The organism is uncultured Helicobacter sp., assembly GCF_937893305.1.
In the GTDB taxonomy this organism is placed as follows: Bacteria; Campylobacterota; Campylobacteria; order Campylobacterales; family Helicobacteraceae; genus Helicobacter_D.
In genome coordinates this window covers 147,915-171,986 of the sequence record NZ_CALBGN010000015.1, presented here as the reverse complement: position 1 = coordinate 171,986, position 24,072 = coordinate 147,915, and the positions used below count along the sequence as shown (strand labels likewise).

General features: G+C 35.0%; 27 protein-coding genes. 11 read left to right on the top strand and 16 right to left on the bottom strand.

The annotated features are described in order from the left end of the window. Position 1: 1 nt before the first annotated feature. Positions 2-2,566 carry a preprotein translocase subunit SecA gene (gene secA / locus Q0358_RS04380; RefSeq protein ID WP_299547759.1) on the bottom strand — a complete coding sequence of 855 codons (2,565 nt, stop codon included), beginning with the start codon at positions 2,564-2,566 and terminating at the stop codon, positions 2-4. Positions 2,567-2,696: 130 nt separating this feature from the next. On the opposite strand from secA, the gene hemE reads away from it, so the two are divergent. Next, positions 2,697-3,716, top strand: coding sequence for a uroporphyrinogen decarboxylase (hemE, locus tag Q0358_RS04375; RefSeq protein ID WP_299547755.1), 1,020 nt, complete (start codon positions 2,697-2,699; stop codon positions 3,714-3,716). A gap of 192 nt (positions 3,717-3,908) precedes the next feature. Continuing rightward, positions 3,909-6,023 (top strand): carbon starvation CstA family protein, encoded by a 2,115-nt coding sequence (locus Q0358_RS04370; protein ID WP_299547752.1) that lies wholly within the window; start codon positions 3,909-3,911, stop codon positions 6,021-6,023. A gap of 31 nt (positions 6,024-6,054) precedes the next feature. Here the strand turns inward: Q0358_RS04370 and Q0358_RS04365 are convergent, their stop codons facing one another. Continuing rightward, positions 6,055-6,315: a helix-turn-helix transcriptional regulator gene (locus tag Q0358_RS04365; RefSeq protein WP_299547748.1), complete on the bottom strand. Its 261-nt coding sequence runs from the start codon at positions 6,313-6,315 to the stop codon at positions 6,055-6,057. A gap of 89 nt (positions 6,316-6,404) precedes the next feature. Here Q0358_RS04365 and Q0358_RS04360 point away from each other — a divergent pair, with 89 nt between their 5' ends. From Q0358_RS04360 to nspC, 4 genes are all read left to right on the top strand, one after another. Next, positions 6,405-6,647 carry a hypothetical protein gene (locus tag Q0358_RS04360; RefSeq protein WP_299547746.1) on the top strand — a complete coding sequence of 81 codons (243 nt, stop codon included), beginning with the start codon at positions 6,405-6,407 and terminating at the stop codon, positions 6,645-6,647. 122 nt (positions 6,648-6,769) lie between these two features. Then, on the top strand, positions 6,770-6,970 hold the full coding sequence (kcuS, locus tag Q0358_RS04355; protein WP_299547743.1) for a KCU-star family selenoprotein: 201 nt from the start codon (positions 6,770-6,772) through the stop codon (positions 6,968-6,970). A gap of 85 nt (positions 6,971-7,055) precedes the next feature. Further along, complete coding sequence (locus Q0358_RS04350) at positions 7,056-7,859, top strand: 3'-5' exonuclease (protein ID WP_299547740.1); 804 nt, start codon at positions 7,056-7,058, stop codon at positions 7,857-7,859. Beyond that, positions 7,816-9,084 (top strand): carboxynorspermidine decarboxylase, encoded by a 1,269-nt coding sequence (nspC, locus tag Q0358_RS04345; RefSeq protein WP_299547737.1) that lies wholly within the window; start codon positions 7,816-7,818, stop codon positions 9,082-9,084. Before Q0358_RS04350 ends, nspC begins: the two co-directional genes overlap by 44 nt. On the opposite strand, the gene Q0358_RS04340 is transcribed toward nspC, so the two are convergent. Further along, on the bottom strand, positions 9,081-9,473 hold the full coding sequence (locus Q0358_RS04340) for a hypothetical protein (protein WP_299547734.1): 393 nt from the start codon (positions 9,471-9,473) through the stop codon (positions 9,081-9,083). The two genes, nspC and Q0358_RS04340, sit on opposite strands and share 4 nt — an antisense overlap. A gap of 95 nt (positions 9,474-9,568) precedes the next feature. Here Q0358_RS04340 and Q0358_RS04335 point away from each other — a divergent pair, with 95 nt between their 5' ends. Further along, positions 9,569-10,768, top strand: coding sequence for a 2,3,4,5-tetrahydropyridine-2,6-carboxylate N-succinyltransferase (locus tag Q0358_RS04335; RefSeq protein ID WP_299547731.1), 1,200 nt, complete (start codon positions 9,569-9,571; stop codon positions 10,766-10,768). Between the two features lie 30 nt (positions 10,769-10,798). Here the strand turns inward: Q0358_RS04335 and ychF are convergent, their stop codons facing one another. Genes ychF through Q0358_RS04315 form a run of 4 tightly spaced genes read right to left on the bottom strand, consistent with a single transcriptional unit; the run spans position 10,799 to position 14,300 of the window. Next, entirely contained in the window at positions 10,799-11,905 is a 1,107-nt protein-coding gene (gene ychF / locus Q0358_RS04330) for a redox-regulated ATPase YchF (protein ID WP_299547728.1), read from the bottom strand. Position 11,906: 1 nt separating this feature from the next. After that, complete coding sequence (locus tag Q0358_RS04325; RefSeq protein WP_299547725.1) at positions 11,907-13,328, bottom strand: leucyl aminopeptidase; 1,422 nt, start codon at positions 13,326-13,328, stop codon at positions 11,907-11,909. Continuing rightward, positions 13,309-13,914, bottom strand: a complete 606-nt coding sequence (locus Q0358_RS04320; RefSeq protein WP_299547724.1) for a DedA family protein — start codon at positions 13,912-13,914, stop codon at positions 13,309-13,311. The genes Q0358_RS04325 and Q0358_RS04320 overlap by 20 nt, the downstream gene beginning before the upstream one ends. Before the next feature lie 53 nt (positions 13,915-13,967). Further along, entirely contained in the window at positions 13,968-14,300 is a 333-nt protein-coding gene (locus Q0358_RS04315; protein ID WP_299547721.1) for a rhodanese-like domain-containing protein, read from the bottom strand. 38 nt (positions 14,301-14,338) lie between these two features. Between Q0358_RS04315 and Q0358_RS04310 the strand changes: the two genes are divergently transcribed. Then, positions 14,339-15,040: a uroporphyrinogen-III synthase gene (locus Q0358_RS04310; RefSeq protein ID WP_299547718.1), complete on the top strand. Its 702-nt coding sequence runs from the start codon at positions 14,339-14,341 to the stop codon at positions 15,038-15,040. Here Q0358_RS04310 and Q0358_RS04305 read toward each other — a convergent pair. The 4 genes from Q0358_RS04305 to selD are packed head-to-tail and all read right to left on the bottom strand — an operon-like array spanning position 15,037 to position 17,431. After that, positions 15,037-15,795, bottom strand: coding sequence for a M15 family metallopeptidase (locus tag Q0358_RS04305; RefSeq protein ID WP_299547715.1), 759 nt, complete (start codon positions 15,793-15,795; stop codon positions 15,037-15,039). The genes Q0358_RS04310 and Q0358_RS04305 overlap by 4 nt on opposite strands. Further along, positions 15,785-16,042 carry a DUF493 domain-containing protein gene (locus Q0358_RS04300; protein ID WP_299547711.1) on the bottom strand — a complete coding sequence of 86 codons (258 nt, stop codon included), beginning with the start codon at positions 16,040-16,042 and terminating at the stop codon, positions 15,785-15,787. Before Q0358_RS04300 ends, Q0358_RS04305 begins: the two co-directional genes overlap by 11 nt. 9 nt (positions 16,043-16,051) lie before the next feature. After that, positions 16,052-16,426 (bottom strand): YbgC/FadM family acyl-CoA thioesterase, encoded by a 375-nt coding sequence (locus Q0358_RS04295; RefSeq protein WP_299547708.1) that lies wholly within the window; start codon positions 16,424-16,426, stop codon positions 16,052-16,054. Between the two features lie 9 nt (positions 16,427-16,435). Then, positions 16,436-17,431 carry a selenide, water dikinase SelD gene (gene selD, locus Q0358_RS04290; RefSeq protein ID WP_299548207.1) on the bottom strand — a complete coding sequence of 332 codons (996 nt, stop codon included), beginning with the start codon at positions 17,429-17,431 and terminating at the stop codon, positions 16,436-16,438. Positions 17,432-17,604: 173 nt separating this feature from the next. Here selD and Q0358_RS04285 point away from each other — a divergent pair, with 173 nt between their 5' ends. Next, positions 17,605-18,381 carry a sulfite exporter TauE/SafE family protein gene (locus tag Q0358_RS04285; RefSeq protein ID WP_317381115.1) on the top strand — a complete coding sequence of 259 codons (777 nt, stop codon included), beginning with the start codon at positions 17,605-17,607 and terminating at the stop codon, positions 18,379-18,381. On the opposite strand, the gene Q0358_RS04280 is transcribed toward Q0358_RS04285, so the two are convergent. The 4 genes from Q0358_RS04280 to nadD all read right to left on the bottom strand — a co-directional run bounded on the left by Q0358_RS04280 (position 18,374) and on the right by nadD (position 21,545). Continuing rightward, the gene (locus Q0358_RS04280) at positions 18,374-20,110 is read right to left on the bottom strand and encodes an NAD-binding protein (protein ID WP_299548201.1); all 1,737 of its coding nucleotides are present in this window, start codon (positions 20,108-20,110) and stop codon (positions 18,374-18,376) included. The two genes, Q0358_RS04285 and Q0358_RS04280, sit on opposite strands and share 8 nt — an antisense overlap. Before the next feature lie 153 nt (positions 20,111-20,263). Next, positions 20,264-20,626 carry a methionine-R-sulfoxide reductase gene (locus tag Q0358_RS04275; protein WP_299547705.1) on the bottom strand — a complete coding sequence of 121 codons (363 nt, stop codon included), beginning with the start codon at positions 20,624-20,626 and terminating at the stop codon, positions 20,264-20,266. Beyond that, positions 20,626-20,973, bottom strand: coding sequence for a ribosome silencing factor (rsfS, locus tag Q0358_RS04270; RefSeq protein WP_299547702.1), 348 nt, complete (start codon positions 20,971-20,973; stop codon positions 20,626-20,628). The genes Q0358_RS04275 and rsfS overlap by 1 nt, the downstream gene beginning before the upstream one ends. Next, on the bottom strand, positions 20,949-21,545 hold the full coding sequence (nadD, locus tag Q0358_RS04265) for a nicotinate (nicotinamide) nucleotide adenylyltransferase (RefSeq protein WP_299547699.1): 597 nt from the start codon (positions 21,543-21,545) through the stop codon (positions 20,949-20,951). The genes rsfS and nadD overlap by 25 nt, the downstream gene beginning before the upstream one ends. A gap of 49 nt (positions 21,546-21,594) precedes the next feature. Here nadD and Q0358_RS04260 point away from each other — a divergent pair, with 49 nt between their 5' ends. After that, positions 21,595-22,335: an A24 family peptidase gene (locus tag Q0358_RS04260; RefSeq protein ID WP_299547696.1), complete on the top strand. Its 741-nt coding sequence runs from the start codon at positions 21,595-21,597 to the stop codon at positions 22,333-22,335. A 29-nt stretch (positions 22,336-22,364) separates the two neighbouring features. Beyond that, positions 22,365-22,913, top strand: a complete 549-nt coding sequence (locus Q0358_RS04255) for an adenine phosphoribosyltransferase (protein WP_299547693.1) — start codon at positions 22,365-22,367, stop codon at positions 22,911-22,913. Positions 22,914-22,926: 13 nt separating this feature from the next. On the opposite strand, the gene Q0358_RS04250 is transcribed toward Q0358_RS04255, so the two are convergent. Beyond that, positions 22,927-24,048 carry a UDP-N-acetylglucosamine--N-acetylmuramyl-(pentapeptide) pyrophosphoryl-undecaprenol N-acetylglucosamine transferase gene (locus Q0358_RS04250; RefSeq protein WP_299547690.1) on the bottom strand — a complete coding sequence of 374 codons (1,122 nt, stop codon included), beginning with the start codon at positions 24,046-24,048 and terminating at the stop codon, positions 22,927-22,929. Positions 24,049-24,072: the final 24 nt, after the last annotated feature.

The window sequence follows — 24,072 nt, the reverse complement described above, 5'->3', positions numbered from 1 at the left end:
TTTATGCTTTTCTTGCAAGTTCACCGCTTTTTGGCCCGCTTTTGCCACAGCAATCTTTATATTTCTTGCCGCTCCCGCAAGGGCAAGGTTCATTGCGCACAGGTCTGCCTTTGAAAATCGGTGCTTTTGGCTGTGTTGCTTGCGCGCCTTTTGTAGAATCAGCAAGTTTTTGGCGTGCGGCTTGAGTTTGATCCGTGTTATTTGCTGCTCTTAATTGAATCTTTTGAAGCATTTTAATGGCGGTGTATTTAATTTGTGCTGCAAGATCAATAAAGAGATTGTAGCTTTCTTTTTTGTATTCTACTAAAGGATCTTTTTGATTGTAACCACGCAATCCGATTCCGGTTTTTAGATTATCCATTACATATAAATGTTCGCGCCACAAATTATCTAGTGTTTGGAGGTATACTAGTTTTTCAATTTCACTGCGTGTTTTTGCATTAATGTTTTGCATTTTTGCTTCATAATCACGCATCAAAATGTCTTCAATATAACCTTCAAAGCTATTGTTTGTTTTATAATGATCTTTCAGTGCATTTTCATCTAAAAGTGTATTGAAGTCTTCTCTAGCTTGAGCGCAAAGAAGCTCTAAATTATCATCATTGCTAAAAACTTCGCATTTTTCAAGGAGCATAGCAATAGATTCTTGGCGGTTTTCAATAATCTTATGTGTAATGTTATATTCTGGATCTAAAAGCTCGTTGCGCACGCGGTAAATCGCCTTTCTTTGTTCATTTGCCACATCATCATATTCTAGCAAATGCTTTCTTGCTTCAAAGTGCATAGATTCTACTTTTTTTTGCGCATTCTCCACAGAACGCGTTACAAGTTTGGACTCTATATGTTCCCCTTCATCAAGTCCTAGTTTATCCATAATGTTTTTAATTTTATCGCTTCCAAAAATTCGCAATAAGGAATCTTCTAAGCTTAGATAGAACTGACTTGTGCCGGGATCTCCTTGTCTGCCACTTCTTCCTCTTAATTGATTGTCAATTCTTCTTGATTCGTGGCGTTCTGTTCCAATGATATAAAGCCCTCCTAGTGCGCGTACTTCATCATCGATTTTAATATCCACACCGCGTCCTGCCATATTTGTCGCAATGGTTACTGCACCTTTCTTGCCTGCATCTTTAATGATTTCTGCTTCTTTTGCGTGTTGTTTTGCATTTAAAACAGAATGTGGAATCCGTTCTTTTTGGAGAAGTTCGTGGATTTTCTCACTTTTTTCAATAGAAGCTGTACCAACAAGAATAGGTTGTCCATTTTTGTGTAATTCTATGATTTTTTGTGTTAAGGCTTTAAATTTTTCTGCTTCTGTTTTGTAGATTAAATCATTTAAATCTTTGCGTTGAACAGGGATATTTGTAGGGATAGAAATCACATCAAGATTGTAAATTTGTAGAAACTCGCTTGCTTCAGTTTGTGCTGTCCCTGTCATCCCCGCTAGTTTTTCATAGAATCTAAAATAGTTCTGATAAGTAATATCTGCTAGTGTTTGAGATTCTTCTTTAATTTTGACTCCCTCTTTTGCTTCTAAGGCTTGGTGTAGTCCCTCGCTAAATCTCCGTCCCTCGCTTAAACGCCCTGTAAATTCATCAACAATCACAACTTCACCATCACGCAACACATAGTCTTTGTCAATCTTAAAGAGTTTGTTTGCCTTTAAAGCCTGATCTAAATGATGGGCTAAAATTGCATTTTCAATACTATAAAGATTATCAATTTTAAAGAGTTTTTCTGCTTGGTTAATCCCTTCTTCAGTAAGCATTATTGTGCGGTTTTTTTCATCAATGGTGTAATGCGTTTCAACTTTAAGTTTTAAAGCAACTTCATTTGCAAGTTTGTAGTTATCAAGCGTGCGATTTGCGGGACCTGAAATGATTAAAGGTGTGCGTGCTTCATCAATTAAGATGGAATCTACTTCATCAACAATGGCAAAATGATGGTGTTTTTGCACTTTTTGATTGTAATCGTATTTCATATTATCACGCAAATAGTCAAAACCAAACTCATTGTTTGTGCCATAAACAATATCGCAAGAATACTGCGTTAGGCGGTTTGCTTCATCGTAGTTTCCGCTAAGAACAACTCCAACAGAATATCCTAAAAATTCATACAATGGACGCATAAGCTCTGCATCTCTTTGTGCAAGATAATCATTAACTGTTACGATATGCACACTTTTGCCAATCATTGCATTTAAACACACAGGCAGTGTTGCAACAAGCGTTTTTCCTTCCCCTGTTTTCATTTCGGCAATCTTGCCTTCGTGTAGCACCATACCACCGATGAGCTGCACATCAAAATGGCGCATATTTAAAACTCTTCTGCTTGCTTCTCTTGTAATTGCAAAGGAATCATAAAGGACTTTATTGAGCATTGATTGTGGATTATCGGCATTTTGAACTTGCTCTTTTAATGTTTGAAAAGCAGTTTGAAGCTCTGTATCGCTTAAGTTTTGATAATTTTCTTCAAGGGCGTTAATCTTGCGAATTTCTTTGCGATAATGTCCTATTAAGCGGTCATTTTTATTGCTAAAAACTTTCTTTGCAAGTTCTAAAATCATAATTTAACCTTTTTGAACAAAAATTTAGCAGAATTTTAAATTTTTGAATGAAATAAAGGTTTGATTTTAGCATAAATGCTATGTTGCTTAGATAAAATACGCAAAAATTTTATGTAAATAAAGGAAAATAATGGTTTTTGTGGATGCTTGCTTTAAAAAACACACGCCTTATACGCCTGTTTGGTTTATGCGTCAAGCAGGAAGATATTTGGATGAATATAGAGAAGTGCGCAAACAAGCAGGAGATTTTCTCTCTCTTTGTAAGAATCCAAAACTTGCTTCAGAAGTAACCTTGCAACCTGTAGAGATTTTAAATGTAGATGCGGCAATTTTGTTTAGTGATATTTTGGTGGTTCCACTAGAAATGGGAATGGATTTGGGATTTTTTGTAGGAGAGGGACCAAAGTTTGCAAATCCTATTGAAAGTGCGAAAGATTTAGCAGCACTCAGCGAAAATGCCTATGAAAGACTGGAGTATGTTTATGAAACCATTGCCCTAACGCGCCAAAATTTAGCAAAGGATAAGGCATTAATCGGTTTTTGTGGCGCGCCTTGGACACTTGCTACTTATATGATTGAAGGAGAGGGAAGTAAAACTTATGCAAAATCAAAAAAACTTCTTTATAAAAATCCTGAATTTTTACAAGATATTTTACAAAAAGTTACGCATAATTTAAAACATTATTTGGAATCTCAAATTAAATCAGGTGTAAATGCTGTGATGGTTTTTGACTCTTGGGCAAGCGCATTAGAGCAAGACTCATATTTAGAGTTTGGTTGGAAATATTGCAAAGAAATTGCAGATTTTATTAAAAACAAATATCCACATATTCCTGTAATTTTGTTTCCTAAAGGAATTTCTGGTTTTTTAGATAAAATTGATGGAAATTTTGATGTTTTTGGTGTGGATTGGAGCACACCTTTAAGTTTAGCTAAAGAAAAGTTAGGCTCAAAATATACCTTGCAAGGAAACTTAGAACCGTGTAGAATTTATGCAAAAGATTCTATGTTAAAGGGCGCAAAAGAGATTTTAGATTTAATGCAAGGAAATGCGCACATTTTTAATCTAGGACACGGAATGCTTCCGGATTTACCGCGTCAAAACGCCATTTCTCTTGTGGAGTTTATTCATAATTATAAATATTCCTAAGGCTTTTTGGATGTTTTTAGAATACTTTAAAACAAAATCTTATGTAAAATTTGGGTAAAAAATAAACATTTTTAAGTAATTTTTTCAAAAAGAAACATAATATTGCTTAAATTTTGTTCTTTGCATTGTGATTGTAAAATAAAAATATATAATAGCCGCACTTGGTTTTTAAGTAATTTCAAGGGAGTTTTGATGAATAAAATTTTAAGTTTAGTAATATGGGCTATTGTTGCCTTTATTGGTGCGTGGGGTTTTGGTGTGCTTGCCCTGCATAAAGGAGAGCAAATCTCAGCAGTTTGGATTGTTGTTGCAGCAGTTTGTATTTATGCGATTGGTTATCGTTTTTACTCAAAATATATTGCAGAAAAAGTGCTGGGATTAGATGATAATCGTGCAACTCCTGCTTTAACTCAAAATGATGGGCGTGATTTTGTGCCAACAAATAAGATTGTTCTTTTTGGGCATCATTTTGCAGCTATTGCTGGGGCAGGTCCTCTTGTGGGTCCTATTCTAGCAGCACAAATGGGATATTTGCCAAGTATGATTTGGATTGTTGTGGGAGTTGTTTTAGCGGGGGCTGTGCATGACTTTACTGTGTTGTTTGTGTCTATGCGTAGAAATGGAAAGTCTTTAGGGGAAATTATTAAACTAGAGCTTGGCAAAGGTGTTGGAAGTATTGCTATGATTGGAATCTTAGGCATTATGATGCTAATTATTGCAATTTTAGCTCTAGTTGTTGTTAATGCGCTAGCAGAATCGCCTTGGGGGTTATTTACCATTGCTATGACGATTCCTATTGCGATTTATATGGGGATTCATATGCGTTTTTTGCGTCCGGGAAAAATTGGAGAAGCTAGTATTATTGGTTTCGTTTTGCTTATTTTGTCGTTATATTATGGGCAGGTAGTTGCAGAGAATCCAGCACTTGCAGAAATCTTCACACTAAGCCCTGTAACGCTGACTTATATTATGATTGGATATGGTTTTATTGCAGCGATTTTGCCGGTTTGGTTTTTGCTTGCTCCTAGGGATTATTTAAGCACCTTTTTAAAAATCGGTGTGATTGTATTGATGGCAGCTGGAATCTTGTTTGTAGCACCTGATATTCAATTCCCAGCAACAACAAAATTCATAGATGGAAGCGGTCCTGTGTTTAGTGGGCAACTTTTTCCATTTTTGTTTATCACCATTGCCTGCGGGGCAATTAGTGGATTCCACGCATTAATTTCAAGTGGGACAACGCCAAAAATGTTAGAGAGAGAATCGCACGCTAGAATGGTAGGATATGGCTCAATGGTTATGGAATCAGCTGTTGCAATAATGGCATTAATTGCTGCTTGTATTTTAACTCCGGGTTTGTATTTTTCTATCAATGTTGCACCTGCTGGATTAGGAACAGCTGGGATTAGTGATGCGGCGCAAGCAGCAGCAGTGGCGGCGCAAACAATTAGTAATTTTGGTTTTGTGATTACACCAGAAGAGATTTTGGGGATGGCAAATAATATCGGAGAAAATAGTATTCTAAGTAGGACAGGTGGTGCGCCTACTTTTGCTATTGGGCTTGCTATGATTATTTCTGAGATTCCACTTTTTAATCAAGGTTCTATGGCGTTTTGGTATCATTTTGCAATCTTGTTTGAAGCATTATTTATTCTAACGGCAGTTGATGCGGGGACTAGAGCTGGGCGTTTTATGGTGCAAGATGTGTTAGGGAATGTGTATAAACCTATTGGGAATATCCATTCTATTTTTTGGGGTGTGATTGCAACTTTGATTTGTGTTATTGGTTGGGGATATATTTTGTATCAAGGTATAACAGATCCACAAGGTGGAGTTAAATCACTTTGGACGCTTTTTGGCGTTTCTAATCAAATGCTAGCAGGAATGGCATTGTTGCTTGTGGTTACTGTGCTCTTTAAAATGGGACGCGCAAAGCAAGCTTGGGTTGTGATTTTACCTGCTGCTTGGGTCTTAATCTCAACACTTTATGCAGGAATTTTAAAATTACTCCCTGCAAATGGAGAGAAAATCCACGATGCTGTAAGCCATATTGCACTTTGGCAAATTAATAGTGCAAAAGCCGCAGCAGCAACTGATCCAGCTTTAGCAGAAAAATTTGCAACTATTGCTACAAATAATTTAATCAATGCAAGTTTATGTGCGTTTTTTATGTTTGTAACTTGCTTGATTTTGATCCAAACTATTAAAATTTGTCTGCAATGCACAAAAGGAGAAAATGCGATTCCACTTTCAGAATCCCCTTATTTGAAGACTAGTGATTATGAAGGACAGGTTGTTGTGCATTAGCATAAACTTAAGAGAGATCTTTCTCTTAAGTTTATGAGTCCTTAAAGAAACTGCATATATCTACTTCTAATGCTTTAGAAATCTTATATAAATGCTCTAAATTAAAGTGTTTTCCATATCTGCAACATTCGCAATTTGAATAAAATGCAACAGATTTAATCCCAATTTCTAATGCTAGATCTAGTTGTGATATTCCCTTTTTTTCTCTGATTTCTCGAACAGATTTAGAAATATTAGCATAAAACAAAACAACTTCTTCTTTTGAGACATTACAAAAAATATTTTTTGTCATATATTTATCCTATAGAGTTAAGTATTGTTTAAACTCTATATGGTTAGAATCCCATTATCTATATCCTATAGGATAAATAAGGAGTGAAAATGAAGAAAGTTTTAATTGCGGTAAGTTTGGTTGCTTTGCTTGGAAATGTTGGATTTGCAGCAGATAGTAAAGATGCAGCTGTAGAGGATGTTAAGAATAAAGCAATTGATATCGGAATTAATGCAATTAGCGGATTCTTATCAGGAAAGAAAGGTGATGAGATTGTTAAAGAGGCAAAAGATCAAGCAATAGATGCTGCACAAGATACAGCAAATAAAAAACTTAATGAAGCAAAACGCTAATTAATCCCATTTTTGGGATTATGCTACTAGGCTACATTTTTAATCTTTTTTATAACATAGACTTCAAAATTTATTAAATTTTTAATTATAAACTTATAGAATTATTGACTTAAGGATATTTTATGCGGAGAATTATTTTATATTTAAAAATGCTCTATAAAAAGTCCGATCGTTTTTTTCATTTGCTTGTTGGAATGCCAAGCTATGATAAGTATTTGGAGCATTTTAAGAAAAATCACCCCAATAAGATTCCAAAAACTCAAAAGGAATTTTTCAAAGAAGCGATGGAAGCAAAATACGGTGCAGGACGCAATAAGTGCTGATAAGCAAAGCCATAAGGTTTATGGATACGAATTTTAGCATTTATTTGTTACAATCTCTCTTTCAAACTCTTAATGCGGAATCCCTATGCCAAAACGCTATGATAAAATTCTTGCAATTTTAAACAAACGCCCTTTAAGTGAAAATGAACTTTTAACTTTGCTAACACCAATAGCAGGACTTTTTGGTGATGTAGAGAGTGAATTAGAGATTTTTAAAAATAGTGGAATCCCCATTGAAATTGCACATAATAATGTTTATTTTCGTCCTAAAATTACCCCAATTGTAAAAGAAACATTTTGCATTGTTGATATTGAAACAAATGGACATAATCCTTATGTGCATACTCCTATTGAGATTGGTGCATTAAAGATTTGTAGAGGGGAGATTGTTGATTGTTTTGAGAGTTTTGTGTATAACACTGAGATTCCAGAATCTATTACAAAAATTACTGGGATTAATGTGCAAATGCTAGAAAATGCACCAAAACTTATTAATGTATTGGAGAAATTTAAGCTTTTTTTGGGAGATAGTATTTTTGTGGCGCATAATGTGGATTTTGACTATAATTTTTTAAGTCAATCTTTAGCAAGATGTGGATTTGGATATTTGTATAATCCGCGCCTTTGCACAATTAAGCTTGCACAAAAAACATTGGAAGCACCACGCTATTCTTTGGGATTTTTAAATGAGTTTTTAGGGATTAATCATCAAGATTTGCATCGTGCCTTACAGGATTCTAAAACCGCATTAGAAGTTTTTAATATTGCACTAAAAAAGATTCCAAAAAATCTTTACACAAGTAAGGATTTGTTAGAATTCACCAAAAATTCTCCAAAGGTTAAATATGCAACAACAAACACGGAATCCAAAAAAGCCGACGCGATCTAGTTATTTAACGCGTCATTATCCGCAATGCTTTAGAGATATACCAAGTCCTTGTTATGTGCTTGAAGAAGAAAAGTTTGAGAAAAATTTACAACTTTTAGATTCTGTGCAAAAAAGAAGTGGAGCAAAGGTTTTATTGGCACTTAAGGGTTATGCGTTATGGAAAAGCTTTGATTTAGCAAAACAATATTTAAGCGGCATTACAGCAAGTGGAATTCACGAAGCGCGTCTTGGCTATGAAGAATTTGGCAAAGAAGTTGCTGTATTTAGCCCTTCTTATAAAGTTGAAGAAATGCGTGAGCTTGTGCAAATCTCTAATCATATTATTTTTAACTCTTTTGCTCAGTGGCAGACTTTTAAAGATTTAATTGATACGCAAAATGCTCTAAGAGAACGCAAAGGGATTGCTAAAATTGAAGTGGGTTTGCGTGTGAATCCAAAATATAGTGAGGTTACTCCAGAGATCTATAACCCTTGTGTGGAGGGTTCGCGTTTAGGAATTCCGCCAAAAGAATTTAAAAAAGGTGTAAAGAAATATGGCTTAGATGGGATTAGTGGATTGCATTTTCACACACATTGTGAGCAAAATAGTGATGCTCTAAAGCGCACCTTGAAGCATTTTGAAAAGCATTTTGGAGAGTGGATTTTACAAATGCGTTGGATAAATTTTGGGGGAGGGCATCATATTACGCGCAAGGATTATGATGTGAATTTACTTGTTAAAATCATTAAAGATTTTAGAAAAAAATATAAAACTGAAGTGTATTTAGAGCCTGGTGAAGCGGTGGGTTGGCAATGTGGGTTTTTGCTTGGAAGCGTTGTGGATATTGTGAAAAATGGAATTGACCTTGCAATTTTAGATGTGAGTGCTGCGGCACATATGCCAGATTGCCTTGAAATTCCTTATCGTCCAAATGTGCGCAATAGTTTTTTTGCAAAAGCGTATTATAAAAATAATAAATTGCGCTTAAAAGGGGAGAAGTCATATAGTTATCGTTTTGGGGGTCCAACTTGTTTAGCAGGTGATGTGATTGGTGATTATAGTTTTAAAGCACCTTTAAAGGTTGGGGATAGATTGATTTTTGAAGATATGGTGCATTATACAATTGTTAAGAATAATACCTTTAATGGAGTCCCACTTCCAAGTATTGGAGTGATTAGAAAAAATGGGAATTTTGAGATTTTAAAATCTTATGGTTATGAAGACTATAAACATCGCAATAGTTAGCGGTTTCCAAGCCCTAAGCTTAGGGCTTGATCAAGTAGTGTTTTGCGTGCTGGATTAATGCTTTTAAAATTGCGCTCCACTTCTAAGATTAGTTTTGCATTAACACTTTTGTGCGCGGTTAGAATTGCAACAAACTCTAAATCAAAATCACTTTGTTCTTGCATATAATGCTCGTAATTTGCGCAAGCTGTGTTGCTATGTGCTTTTAGGTCTGCTAGAGTGTTTGTGTTATCTTGCAAGAGCTCTAAGAGTTCTTTTGCAGTTGGAATCCTATTTGAAACTTTTTTTGGACTACTTTGTTTTTTTTGCCCGCTCCATAGAGCAAAACCAAATGCAATGAGCAAAATAACGCATATCAATACAATTAAAATAAGAATCCATTTTTCCACATTGAGCCTTTTTAAGTTTTGGGAATTATAGCGGATTTTATGGTTTTTTATGAACAATGCGTTATAATCCTAAGATTAATCATTAAGGAGATTTTATGAATCAATTTAACGCAAAAGTTGAAACAATTAAGAATAGTCCAAATTATAAAGAACCCATTGGATTTGGAATTTGTTTTGCAGATGTTGGTGTGATTAGCAATAAGGTTTTACAAGCAACTTATCCTGTGCTAAATTGGGGAGAGAATTTTGGCAGTTATGCGATTTTTTCCGCATTGCGCGAAGAATGTGAAGTGTTAGAAGATAGCGCAAGCGAATTGGTTTTTGGAATTACAGAAGAGTTTGTAATTAAGGCTTTAGAAGATTTTGCTCCTTTTATTGCGCAAACACAAGCAAATCTAAATGCACACAAAAATGTTGCAGTTTTACTTGAGCTTCAGCGCGCTTTGCAAGAAGATAGAATTTATACAGAAAATGGAGATTTTCGTTACAGATTTTGTGCGATTTATGAAGATGTGCAATGCAGAAGTGTGGAATCTGCATATATGAAACTTCTAGCACTTTCACTTGGCAAAGCACCGCTTAGAAGCTTGCAACTAGATGGAATTTTTGGCTTACTTAGCAATGTTGCTTGGAGTGGAAATGTCCCTTATGAGCTTGATTGGTTAAGAGATAATGAAATTGCTTTAAAAATGCGTGGAGAGTTTCCAGCAATTGATTTTGTGGATAAATTTCCGCGTTATTTAATGCAAGTGATTCCACAATTTGATAATATCCGCTTGCTTGATACCGCAAAAACACGCTTTGGAGCATATCTTGGAACAGGTGGTTATACACAAATGCCCGGAGCTAGCTATGTGAATTTTAACGCAGGAGCAATGGGCGCGTGCATGAATGAAGGACGCATTAGCTCAAGTGTGATTGTAGGTGAAGGTAGTGATGTTGGCGGTGGTGCTAGTATTTTAGGTGTGCTAAGTGGTGGGAATAGTGATCCTATTAGTATTGGTAAAAATTGTCTTTTAGGAGTGAATAGTTCAACAGGCATTTCTTTGGGTGATGGTTGTATTGTAGATGGTGGAATCGCTGTGCTTGCAGGGACTGTTTTTAAGATTGCAGAAGATGAAGCAAAAAAACTAGCAGAGATTAATCCAGATTTTGCAATAAATGCAACAGGGCTTTATAAAGGTAGAGATTTATCAGGGAAAAATGGAGTGCATTTTAGGCAAAATGCAAAAACAGGCGAGATGATCGCATTCCGTTCTAATCGTAAGATTGAATTAAACACGGATTTACATTAGTAAAGTTGGAATCCTTTTTTTGGATTCCAATTAAACATTAAACCTAAAGTGCATCACATCGCCATCTTGGACAATGTAATCTTTGCCCTCTACGCGCATTGCGCCGGCTTCTTTAGATTTTGCTTCTCCGCCATACTTGATAAAATCATCATATCCGATTACTTCTGCACGAATAAACCCTTTTTCAAAATCTTTGTGAATCACTCCAGCAGCGACAGGTGCTTTATCTCCTTTGTGAATTGTCCAAGCACGCACTTCTTTGACTCCTGCTGTAAAGTAACTAATTAGCCCAAGTTTTTGGAATCCTAAACGAATAATAGCGTTTAAGCCACTTTCTTGCACGCCTAAGTCGTTTAGAAATTCTATGGCTTCTTCGTCGCTTAAGCCTACAAGTTCTTCTTCAATTTTAGAGCAGAGCTTAATCACTTCTGCACCTTGTTTTGTGGCATATTCTTTTAGTGTTACAACAAAAGAATTATCCGTGCTTAAGCCATCTTCATCAACATTTGCTCCATAAATAATATCCTTGTTGGTTAAAAAGCGCAATTCCTTATCTAAGAGTAAAAAATAGTCATTGTCTTTATTGTTAAATGTTCGCACTGCATCACCATTTTCAATATGTTTTAAAAGATCTTGTGCAACTTCAAGTTGTGCTTTTGCTTCCTTGTCTGTTCCACTTCTAGTATTTTTTGTTAATCTTTCTACGCGTTTTTGTAAAGTTTGCATATCCGCAATTAAAAGTTCTGTTTCGATAATTTCCACATCACGCAAAGGATTAATATCGCCTTCTACATGCGTAATATTGGAATCTTCAAAACAACGCACAATATGTAAAATTACTTCAGTTTCTTTAATGTTAGCCAAAAACTGATTGCCAAGCCCTTCACCTTTGCTAGCTCCTTTTACAAGCCCTGCAATATCCACAAACTCTACAACAGAATGTTGAATTTTTTGCGGATTGACAATTTTTGCTAGTGCATCAAGGCGTATATCAGGGACTGGGACAATGGCTTTGTTTGGTTCAATAGTGCAAAAAGGATAGTTCGCAGATTGTGCGTTTTGTGTTTTGGTTAATGCATTAAAGGTTGTGGATTTTCCCACATTTGGAAGTCCTACAATACCAATGGATAAGCCCATATTAGTCCTTTATGTTTTGTTTGATGAATTCTATAACAGCGCGCACTCCAGCTCCTGTTGCGCCAAAGGGATTGACTCCCCAAGCTTTTTCAACATAAGCAGGTCCTGCAATGTCTAAATGCAGCCACTTTTGGTGTAGGGATTCTTCTACAAATTCTCCTAAAAACATTCCTGCGCTTATTGCGCTTCCATAGCGGCTTGAAGGGATATTGCAAAGATCTGCTACATCAGAGTTGAAAAGTTTGCGTAAATATGGATTAAAAGGGAGTGTTGCGCTAAGTTCTCCTGCAGCAAAAGCAGCTTTATTAAAGGATTCTGCAAGTTTTGTGTTATATCCCATAACACCTGTGCTGTAATCGCCAAGTGCCACCACACAAGCTCCTGTAAGTGTGGCAAGATCAAGCAAGAAATCAGGCTTTAAATCGCTTGCATAGCTTAAGCAATCTGCCAACACCAAACGCCCTTCTGCGTCTGTGTTACGCACTTCAATACTTTTTTGATTGCGTGCAATTAAAATATCATCAGGCTTATAGGCATTTCCGCTAATCATATTTTCTGCTAATCCTAAAACCCCGTGTATTTCAGCATTTAATTGAAGTTTTGCTGCCGCTTCTAATATCCCAAGAACTGCGCAAGCTCCGCTTTTGTCAGCTTTCATTGTTGTCATATAATCACCCGGTTTTAGACTAAGCCCACCAGAATCATAGGTTAAACCCTTGCCAACAAGCACGATCTTTGGGGATTTTTTACCTTTAGTAGTTTTTGGTTTGTAGGTTAAATGCGCTAAATAAGGAGGATTTGCACTTGCTTTTGCCACAGCTAAAAACGCTCCCATTTTTTCTTTTTCTAAAAATTTTTGATCATAGATAGTGCAATTTATCTCTAATTCTTTTGCTTTTTTTTGTGCAAGATTAGCAATGTATTTTGGTGTGGCAATTGCAGGAGGAGTGTTGATGAGTTCGCGCACAAAATTTATGCTAGAGCAAATGTGTTCTGTCTCTGTGATAATGGATTCTAGGATTTTAGATTCTAACTTTTTGCTGCGTAAATATATAGTTTTTAATTTGCTTTTAGACTTTTTACTTTTAAAAGTTTCAAAGCTGTAATCCCCTAGAAACAAGCCTTCGCAAACTTCTTTTGCGCTGTGTAGAGTTTCTATATTAATACTAGCTGTGGTGATGTTTAGTTTTTTTATTGTTGGAATCGCATTTGCAATTGCATCACGCAAAGCGTTTGGAAAAGGGTAATTATAACTATCTATGCCGATGAAAAACTGCTCTCCAATAAAGCAATTTCCTTCACCCTTATACTCTCTAAGCGCTAGTGCATCTTTTTGAGTCTTTGTTAAAGTTTTTGGCAATTTTTTATCAAAAACTAATACAATTTCTAAATCACTTTTTTTATTATTTACTAGAATTTTCATTTGATTCTCCTATTATCTTTTTTTCAACTTTTTGAGTAACTTTATGTAGGTAATAATAGATTCCACCACCTAAAATAATTGCAAAAGGGATTGCAACATAGTAGTGTTCTTTTGCGTAATGCACAATCGCTAAGAGTTCTTTACCAAAGTAATAAGATAAAATAATGGTGATTGCCGCCCAAATTAATGCGCTAATAAAATTGATAAACGCAAAGGTTTTAGCACTATAACGCGTTACGCCAATACTCATAGGGATTACAGTGCGCATTCCATAAAGATAGCGTTGCACAAAAATAATAGGCCAACCATAGCGTTGAAGTAATAAATGTGCAAGGGCAAATTTTCTGCGCTGTGTTTGAAGCTTTTTGTAAATAAACTGCTTATTATAACGCCCAATGTAAAAATACACTTGATCGCCTACAAATCCACCAAGCCCTGCAACAAAAATTGCAATAGGGATTGTCATATGTCCTGTATGGCACATAATCCCCGCCATTATAAGTCCAAGCTCACCCTCTAATGTGCTCCAAATAAACAAAATAATGTAGCCATAATCTTGTAACCACTGCGTAAATAACTCTTCCATAATCCAACGCCTAAACTAAGATGAATACGAAATTCTAGCAAAAATTTTCTTAATTACTCTAGCCCTTCACCATCTTGAGGGATATTATATTTTTTGATTGCAAAATAATTTTCATCAATGTAGTAAATGTTTTGAAATCCTTTTTGTGTGAGTTGTGTGCCAAAATCCGCTGCAGTTGCTCCACTGTGGCAATAAAGTAGAATCTTTTTTTGAGGATTCTCTTGTGCGATATAAGTAATGCGTTGCAAAGATTCAATATTTAGCGCGCCTTTAATATGGCTAATTAAAAAATATCCGCGTGATCGTAAATCAATGACAATAAAATCATCACTATGCAGTGTATTTAAAGAAACAGGTTTAGCTAGACTTTTGTTTTTAACATACATTTTATGCCTTTATTTGCCAAAATTAGCTAGAATAAAAAATGGTCTATTATATCACAAAAACAAATCCAAATTTAGCGCATTTGCCGCTTGATGAGCGTATTTTAATTCTGCCTTTAATTACTTTAAAGACAAAATTTGTAGAAAATATACAAGAGAAATTACAGGCTTGTGATTCTTTAATTTTTACTTCTAAAAACGCAATTTACGCACTTAATGAAAATTTAAAATCCAAAAATCTACAAGACCTTTGGAAGAGTTTGCCAAACTTTGTGATAGGAAAAGGAAGTGCAAATGCGCTTGAATTCTTAGAGTTAAAGGCAGAGTTTATTGCTTCAAATGCGTATGGAGAAGTGTTTGTAAATGAGTTAATCCCACTTTTAAAAGAAAAAAAGCCATTGTTTGTGCGTGCTAAAAAAATTGCTTCAAAAATTCCAGAAGTTTTAAGACAAAATGGAATCTCTTTTCAAGAAGTTATCATCTATGAAAATCTTTTAAATACTTTAGAAAATCCACCAAAATTAAAAAAAGATTCCATTGTTGTTTTTGGGGCACCATCACATATTCAAGCATTTTTATTAAATTTTACTTGGGATTGCAGTTTTTGCGCACTTTGTATTGGTAAAACAACAAGTAATGCCGCAAAGGAACTTTTAGGAGAAGAGGCTAAGATTTTACAATCTCCTAAGCCAGAATTTAAAAGCACATTAGAATTTGCACTAAAGTTGGAATCCAATATTTAGATTCTATCTTTTAGAGATTTTGCATAGCAAAGAATTTCTGGGCGATATTCAAAATGCATTGTGTCATAATGCCACCATCTTCCACCCCATATAAATCCTTCTTTTTCAAAAGCTTGAATAATTTCTAGTGGAATATCTTGGAGGTTGTTTCTGAAAGTTTTTTGTTTTAAATCCCAGAGCCAATAGTGTGATTTTGCAACATTAATATCAATAGCAATTCCAAAACTATGAGCACTTAAGCGATTTGTTTGAGAGATTTTGCGCCACTTATAAGTTCCGCCGATATTTTGTAAATATGCTAGAAGTTTTGGGTCTTTTTTGATGGCTTGTTTTAAGTGTAATTTTACGCGTTTAAGTGCCGCGTGTGCGCCGTTTTTGCTATTGAATAAAATTTGATTTCCATCTAGCCAAATTATGGGCTTTAAATGTGATTCTACAATCTTTTGATTCTCTCCATAAACGCTAGCTAAAAAAGTGTAATCTCTAATGCGCGAACTATCTTTAAAGGGTTCTGAAGATTGGAATCCTAAAGGATAGGGATAGGCGAAAGTATCTGCTAAAGTGCCTGTAATTAAGGCATTTTCGTAGTCTTTTATGGTGTTGTGTTTTGGGATTTTGGTAAGTGTTTTTAGAGGGATGATTTGATTTGTCTGTGTGGGGTAATTTTCTTTTAGGCAATTTAATGCGAGATTTGGGTTTGCAAATGCACTATGAAATAAGCAAAAAAGCAGATAGAAAACAAATCTATAAAACATATTTGATTCTAGTATCTCTTTGCAAGGCTTGAAAAATCAAATCTCTTTCTTCTTGATTTTCTACTTCTAATTCAATATTTATACTATGGTATTTTCCACCACTACTTTCTTTTCCTTGCGTATGGATAAATTCTTTATTAAGAATTTCTAATGCCGCTAAATACAAAGTTTCTTTATCTGTTCCAATGATTCTATAATGCCAAGTGCAAGGATATTTTATTTGATGATTTTCTTGATTTTCTTCCATAAAAGTCCTTTAAAATGATTTGAATATATTTTTTGCCCAAAGTGGAATCTTTGTAATTTTTTGTGTTTTAGAATTTATACAAACAAGCGTTAATTGTGCCTTAAAAATTTCTTTATTTTCTAAAAAAATACTTTGAGCCAATATTAATGAAGCATTTTTTCGTTCTAAAAGCGTTGTTGTAATTTCTAGCAAATCTCCAAGCTTTGCAGAGGATAGAAATTCTATTTGCATTGTTTTAACGACAAATCCGATTCCATCTTTTAAAGGTAGAATCCCAGCTTTAAAAAACGCTTCAGAGCGCGCCCTTTCGCAATATTTCAAATAATTTGCGTGATAAACGATTCCGCCACAATCTGTATCTTCATAATAAACGCGTATTTGCATAATGATTCCTTAAATAATAGAGATTCTAGTGGCTTTATTAGGGTCATAAGGTTCGACGATTCCTATGATTTGTGCAGATTCTACACCGGCATTTCTTAAGGCTTTTACAAGTGAGATTGCATCGTTTTTTGGTGTGGCAAAAACTAAGCCGCCAGAAGTTTGCGCATCAAAGAGTAAAATCTCTACACCTTTAAATTTTGAAGTTTCTTTAAGATTAAAAGCGCATAAATCTTTGATGACTTTTTCATTTTCGCAACTTCCACCCGGGATTATGCCATCACGCGCAAAAGGAATTGCTTTTTCCACCAATGGAATTGCGTTACTATCTAAGAAGATATTGATGTTTGGATTTAGCATTTCTTTTAAATGTCCTAAAAGTCCAAATCCTGTAATATCTGTGCAAGCATTGATTTTAAATTTTTTAGCAACTTCACAAGCTGTGCGATTAAGTGTTGCCATAATCTTAGCAATTTCTTTTTGTGTTTGTATATCAAGTAAATTTGCTTTTAATGCTGTGGTTAAAACCCCCATTCCAATAGGCTTTGTAAGAATTAAAGCATCTCCTACTTTTGCACCATTATTGTGCCAAATTTCTTGTGGATTGATAATTCCGTTCACACTTAATCCATATTTTTGTTCATTATCTGCTATGGTGTGTCCGCCTATTAATACTCCACCTGCTTCTTTAATTTTAGATAATCCACCCTCTAAAATTGCCTCTGCATAATCTTCTGGGATTCTACATTTATCCCACATCATTAAATTTAATGCGCATTTTACAACACCCCCCATTGCATAGACATCACTTAGAGCGTTTGCTGCAGCAATTTGTCCATAGATAAAAGGATCATTGACAACTGGGGTGATAAAATCCGCTGTTTGCACCAAAGCAAGTGTAGGGCTTAAGCGATAAACTCCAGCGTCTTCATTGTCTTTAAAATCTATTAAAACATTATCATCATAATTATTAATAAGGTGGCTTGCAATATGTGAGAGATCTTCCAGACCTACCTTGCCTGCTCAACCTGCAACTTTTACGAAATTTGTGATTTTAATTTCTTCTTTCATTTTTATCCATCAATGTAAAATTCTGAAATTCTAACACTTTTTAAATGATTTCTTGCTTGTTTTGGTAGAATTACTCTTTGAATTTAATATTGAATCAATAGAGTAGAGCAGTGGAAATTTTGTTTTTTGATGGATTTTATAGTGTTGCGCTTTTTAGTATTGGAATCCTAACGGGAATTTTGGCAGGTTTTTTTGGGATTGGTGGCGGAGCGGTTTTAGTTCCGCTTGTGATGATGTTAGGGCACGACATTAAAATTGCCATTGGAATTTCTATTATGCAGATGATTTTTTCATCAGTTTATGGTTCTTATGTGAATTATAGGCGCAAGTTGCTTGATGTAAGAGATGGAATCTATGTGGGAATTGGCGGACTTATAGGAGCAGCATTTAGTGGTTTTATTATTGATTATGTAAGTTCAAAAACACTAGAAGTTCTTTTTAGTATCTTTATTGTGTATTCTTTTATAAAGTTGTTTAAAACAAGTGCTTATGGTGGTGAAAAGCGTATAGGAGAAGGGATTTTAGCGAAAGTTTTTTTGATAGGATGTGGTTGTGTTGTTGGCGTGTTTGCAATTTCTCTTGGGATTGGTGGAGGTATGATGTTAGCCCCACTTTTAGCTTATTATCTAGGATATAACAGTAAGCAAATTATCCCTTTATCTTTATTTTTTGTGATTTTTTCTTCTATTTCTGGCTTTACTTCTTTGGCATTACACGGCTATGCAAGCTTTAAAGAAGGGATTATTGTAGGGATTGCTTCATTAATTGGTGTAAGAATTGGAATTTTTATGCTCTCAAAAATTGATGCTAAAAAACACAAAATAACATTGCTTGCTATGTATGCTATTGTGCTTGGGATAATGTTTGATAAAATGTTTTTTAGCTAGGTTGTTCTTCTTTCTCTTGCTCTTCTTTTGTATATTCTTCGTTAATTGCTTTTTGTTCTTCAATGGCTTTTAGAGCAAGATTTGAGAGAATTACTGCACTTTCTTGATGATTATTGACCACTCCATAAAGTCCCATTCCTTTTAATGTTTCTTCTAGGCTATCATCGTCAGTTTGAACAATAATTCTAATATGATGTGAAATATCCATAATATGGTGGCAAGCTTGAAAAATTGCATTTGTGGATTCTACACATAAAATCACAGCTGTAGAGTTTTGCACTTCAATTTCTTTGAAAATCATTTTATCTGTAATGTTTCCATAGACAATATTGATTCCATCTCTTTGAGCATCTTTGACGCGATCATAGTTAGATTCTATAACAAGTGTATTGATGTTGCAACCTGCTAAAAACTTCACAACTTTCTTCCCTAAAAGCCCATAACCACACACAACGATATTGCTAAGAGCTTCTTCTTGTTGCATTTTATAGGTTTCGCTATTAAGATTTGTGCGTGTTGGAATCTTAAATAGACGGAGCATAAAATTTGTGCAAGAATCTAATCTTTCTAAAATAAAAGGTGTGGCAATCATTGAGAAAATCACCATTAGTGTTAAAAATTGATAAATATCGTGTGGAGTGAGTTTCGCTAAAAACTCTTGTCCAAAAATCCAGCTTAAGATCCCGCCATCAAGTTGTAAATTTAGAATCTTGTGTTGGCTTGCAAGTAAGAAAATCGCAAAAGAAAATTCTCCAATTTGCGAGAGAGAAAGAGCGATGCGCATACCGATTCTAACTCCCCTAAATAAACTTAAAAAAGCAAATATTATTAAGGTTTTAACTAAAATCATTAATGCACACAAAATTAAAACAATAATAAAATATTTTGCTGCAAAAATCACATCAACTTGCATACCAATAGTGATGAAAAATACCCCAAGTAACAAATCCCTAAAATACACCAAAACACTTGCTACTTGATATTTAAACGGCGTGTTTGAGATAATCATACCCGCTAAAAATGCTCCAAGTGAAAGTGAGAATCCAAAATGTTTGCTTAAATATGCAGAGCCTAAAACGATTAAAAACACCGTTCCTACGAAGATTTCATCTGTTTTCATCTTTGCACTTGATCTAAGTGCGATTTTGGCTAAAAAACGCCCTGGCAGAATCAAAAGTAAAATCACAGTCACAGCTGATACTCCAGTGCTTAAAAGCATTTCTCCCATACTTAAACTTGTATCGCTTAGAAGTTTAATGATAAGCAAAATAGGGATAACAGCAATATCTTGAAAGACTAAAATCCCAACAGAAGCCGCACCATAAGGCGTTCTAGTCTCATTGACTTCATTAAGATGTTTTAAAACAATTGCCGTTGATGAGAGACTTACAGCACTTGCAATAATGATAGAAGTATTAAAATCAAAACGCAATAAAAAATAACAAATTGCAAAAAATGCAGCAATAGAGATTCCAATCTGTAGTCCGCCAAAAAGAAGAACTTCTTGCTTCATTTGTGTGATTTTCTTAAAGCTAAAATCAAGTCCAATCATAAACATCAAAAACACGATTCCAAGTTCAGCAGCTTCATTTAAATCCACGGAATCTTCTAAGCGGAATCCAAAAATATAAGTTGTTAATATACCTGTAACAATATATCCGATAATTGCAGGAATTTTTAAGCGATTTAGCACGATTCCAGATACAACAGCCATTGCCAAAACACAAATGATTATTAATAGCGGATCGATGGGATTCTCCTTAGAAAATTAAAATTATATAGTATTTATCAGGTTAAATCAACAAACGATGTTTAATTTTTGGATGGAGAAAACAAGATACATCAATATAAATGGAGAATCAAAAATAGCGTGCTTGCAAGATCAAAGAGATTCTTTTTGGAAGATTAAGGAGATAGAATTTACACAATGGCGCGTGTTTTTTTCTGTAAAGCCTTCTCCAAAAAAGATATGCCCAAGATGCCCGCCACATTTTGCACAAACAATCTCCGTGCGCCTGCCATCTGCATCTAATTGCTCTTTAATTGCACCTTGAATACAGGAATCAAAACTAGGCCATCCACAACCACTATGAAATTTACTTTTTGAGGTGTATAAGGGTGTATTGCATTGCTTGCAGACATACACGCCTTGTTCAAAGAAGTTTTCATATTCTCCGCTAAAGGGAGCTTCTGTGCCTTTGTGCAATAGAACTCTTTGTTCTTCTTCTGTTAATGCGTTATACATTAAATCATTCCTTTTTCTTTGAGAAGCTTTTGTAAAAACTCTTCTAAATTAAACTTTTTGCGTTGATTTTCTGTAAAAATATGCACGATAATATCGCCCAAATCTGCCACAATCCAGTCCGGATTTTCATCATCAATGTGATAAAAACTCTCACCTTTTTCTTTAAGTGGCTTTTTGAGTGTGTCTAAAAGTGCCAATGCGTGGCGATCAATCAATGCTGTTGCAATCACCACGAAATCTACAAAATAATCTGTTCCATTGAGATTAAAAATTTCTATATCTTCAGCCTTTTTGTCTTCTAAGATTTGACAAATTTCTTGCACTAATGCTTTTCTGTTTTCTTGCAATTTGCTTCCTTTATTACAGACTCTACAATGGTTTGCGGAATCCATTTTTTTAATTTTGCATACTCCCTAAGTTCTAGCATTTCACGCAACTTTGTTGAGCTAATTGTGATTTCTTTAAACTCTAAAGTTATGTAATTTTTAGGGATTGTGTAGCCATTGCGTGGAATTATAACAAATTCTACATTTTTTTCTAGCCACGCAAACTCCGCCCACTTTGGCAAGGATTCCACATTATCCGCCCCTAAAAGTAAAAAACACCGCACATCACAATTTAGAGAATCTAGCAGATATTTTAATGTCTTAAAAGTAGGAGTTGGCGCATTTTGGCGCACTTCAAAGTCTAGCACTTTAAGCACACATTTTTCACTTTTTATGTTTTTAACTAATTCTTGTAGCCACCATAAACGCACATTAGGTGAGAAATGAAATGCACTTTTAAAAGGATTTAAAAAACTAGGCACAATAAAAAGTATTTCCAAGTCAAGCTGTTTTATGGCGTTTTGAATAATCGCTAAATGCCCTTTGTGTGGTGGATCAAACGAACCTCCAAAGATTCCAATACGCTTTTGCATACACTGCCTTTTTTGGTTAAAATTCTAGCAAAAAGAATAGGAAATAGAAGTGTTAATAGAAGTTATTATTTGGTTTTTTGTTCTTGCTTTTGGGGCGAGTTTTGGAGCATTTGCTAATGTTTTAATTCATAGGATTCCACGCAATCTTAGCATTTTTCTTCCAAACTCTTTTTGCCCAGAGTGCAACACGCCACTACTTTGGCGTGATAAGATTCCATTATTGAGTTTTTTTATTTTAGGTGCAAAATGTCGCTATTGTAAAAAAAGAATTCCAACTTTTTATTTTCTAAGTGAGTGTTTTGGTGCAGTTTTAGCACTTTTTTGTTACTTTTATTTTTTTGCTACACTAAGTGGGCTAGTACTCTTTTTCTTTGTGCTTCTTTTTTACACATTAAGTGTGATTGATAGATATTTTTTAGCAATCCCAGATTCTTTAAACTTCCTAACCTTAGCTTGCGGTCTAGCTTTTGCAATTTTATATTTTAATGAACCCTTGCTTGCGTGTGTTACTTGCTTAAGTTTTATTGGTTTTGCTACGCTTCTTAGATTTTTTGTGAGTTATCTTACAGGCAAAGAAACGCTAGGAGAGGGAGATTTGCTTCTTTTTGGGGTGATAGGCTGCACGCTTGGTGCATTTTATGGAGCAGTGGCGATTTTTCTTTCTGCTTTTTACGCATTAGTTTTTATTGTGATTATTCGGATTTTACGCAAGAAAAAAGAAATAATAGTTCCTTTTGTGCCATTTTTATTTTTAGGATTTTTAAGTGCATTTATGTGGCAAATAATGTAAAATACGCAGATTTTAAACAAAGGACTCAAATGTTAAAGCCAGAGATTAAGAAATTTTTGTTAGACTCCATACGAGTTATCCACGATTATCCGCAACCTGGAATCGTATTTCGCGACATCACTACACTGATTAATAATCAACAAGCTTTTAGTGTAACCATAGACCATTTAAAAGAGCGTTATGCAAGCTATGAACTTGATTTTATTGCTGGGATTGAAAGTCGTGGATTTATTTTTGGAGCAGCTTTGGCTTATGCGTTAAATATAGGTTTTGTTCCAATCCGAAAAAAAGGCAAACTCCCTTATACAACAATTTCAGAAAAATATACGCTAGAATATGGTTTTAGCGAGATTGAAATCCATATTGATGCCTTTAAGGGAGCAAAGAGAGAAATGCCAAGCGTTTTATTAATTGATGATTTAATAGCCACAGGTGGCACAGCTCTTGCTGCTGCAAATCTCATTAAGCAAGCTGGTGCTAAATGTGTGGAATCTTGTTTTATTATTAATCTCCAAGATTTAAAAGGTGCAGAAGCAATGCTAGAGCGAACCAAGGTGTATAGCTTGCTAGATTTATAAAGATACATTTCCTTTAAACATCTTTGATTGCAAAATTGCTTTCTATCATCTCACGCATCTGCTCTGTTGCATTTATGGCGCATTCTTTTTGAAGATTTTTGCTAATGTGTGTGATGCTATCTTTTAGGAGATCTAAACATTCCCATAGCACTCCATCAAACAAATCCTTCTCTAAACACAAAAACCCAAGTCCTTTTTCTTCAATAAACTTCGCATTATAATATTGATGATTTCCTGCTGCATAAGGATAAGGCACAAAAAGTGCGGGCAAGCCATTAGCACACATTTCCCACAACGAGCTAGCTCCAGCTCTACATACAGCAAAATCACATTGCGCATATACGCTAGCCATATCAGCATAAAAATCAAAAACGACAACATCAACGCTATCAATAAAATCCAAACTTACGCTTTTAAGCTTAGATTCCAACTTTTCTGGTTCTAAACCAAGCACCCCTATGCGCAAATTTTCTTTTTCACATTCAGCAATCACGCGTTTAAAATCTGCCTTTCCACTTTGTAAAAATATCTTAATCCCGTGCTTTTTTAATTCTAAAATCACACTCAAAGCAAAGCTATTAATTGCCCTTGCACCTTGTGATCCTCCCATAAACAAGATATTTTGAACTGCATTTCTAACCCTAGCTTTTTGAAAAAACAGATGACCCACGGGATAGAATTTAATTGGAGAACTCTCTAAGTAAGATGAGAAAAACACTTTTGCAAAAGGCTTTAAAATCTTATTAAGCCGCCCAATTTCTGCATTTTGTTCGTGAATAATAAGTGGAATTCTAAGCAAACACGCCCCAAAAGCTGAAGGAGCGGCAGAATATCCACCTACAGATAAGACGAAATGTGGCTGAAACTCTTTTAAAATTTTACACGCTTTTTTGACTGCAAGTCCTTGCTCCCATAGCGATTTTATAAGTCCAGCTCCACGCTGATTGACAACTCCACGCGTTTGCAAAAACCATTTATGTTTAAAGCCTAACTCATTTTCAAAATACATCTTATCTTGTCCGCCACTAGAACCAATAAACACACACTCAAAGCCTCTAGCTACAAACACGCTTAAAAATGCTCTAGCCACGCTCAAATGTCCACCAGTGCCACCACCAGTAATCACAACACGCACAAACAATCCTTTTAATAAAAATCA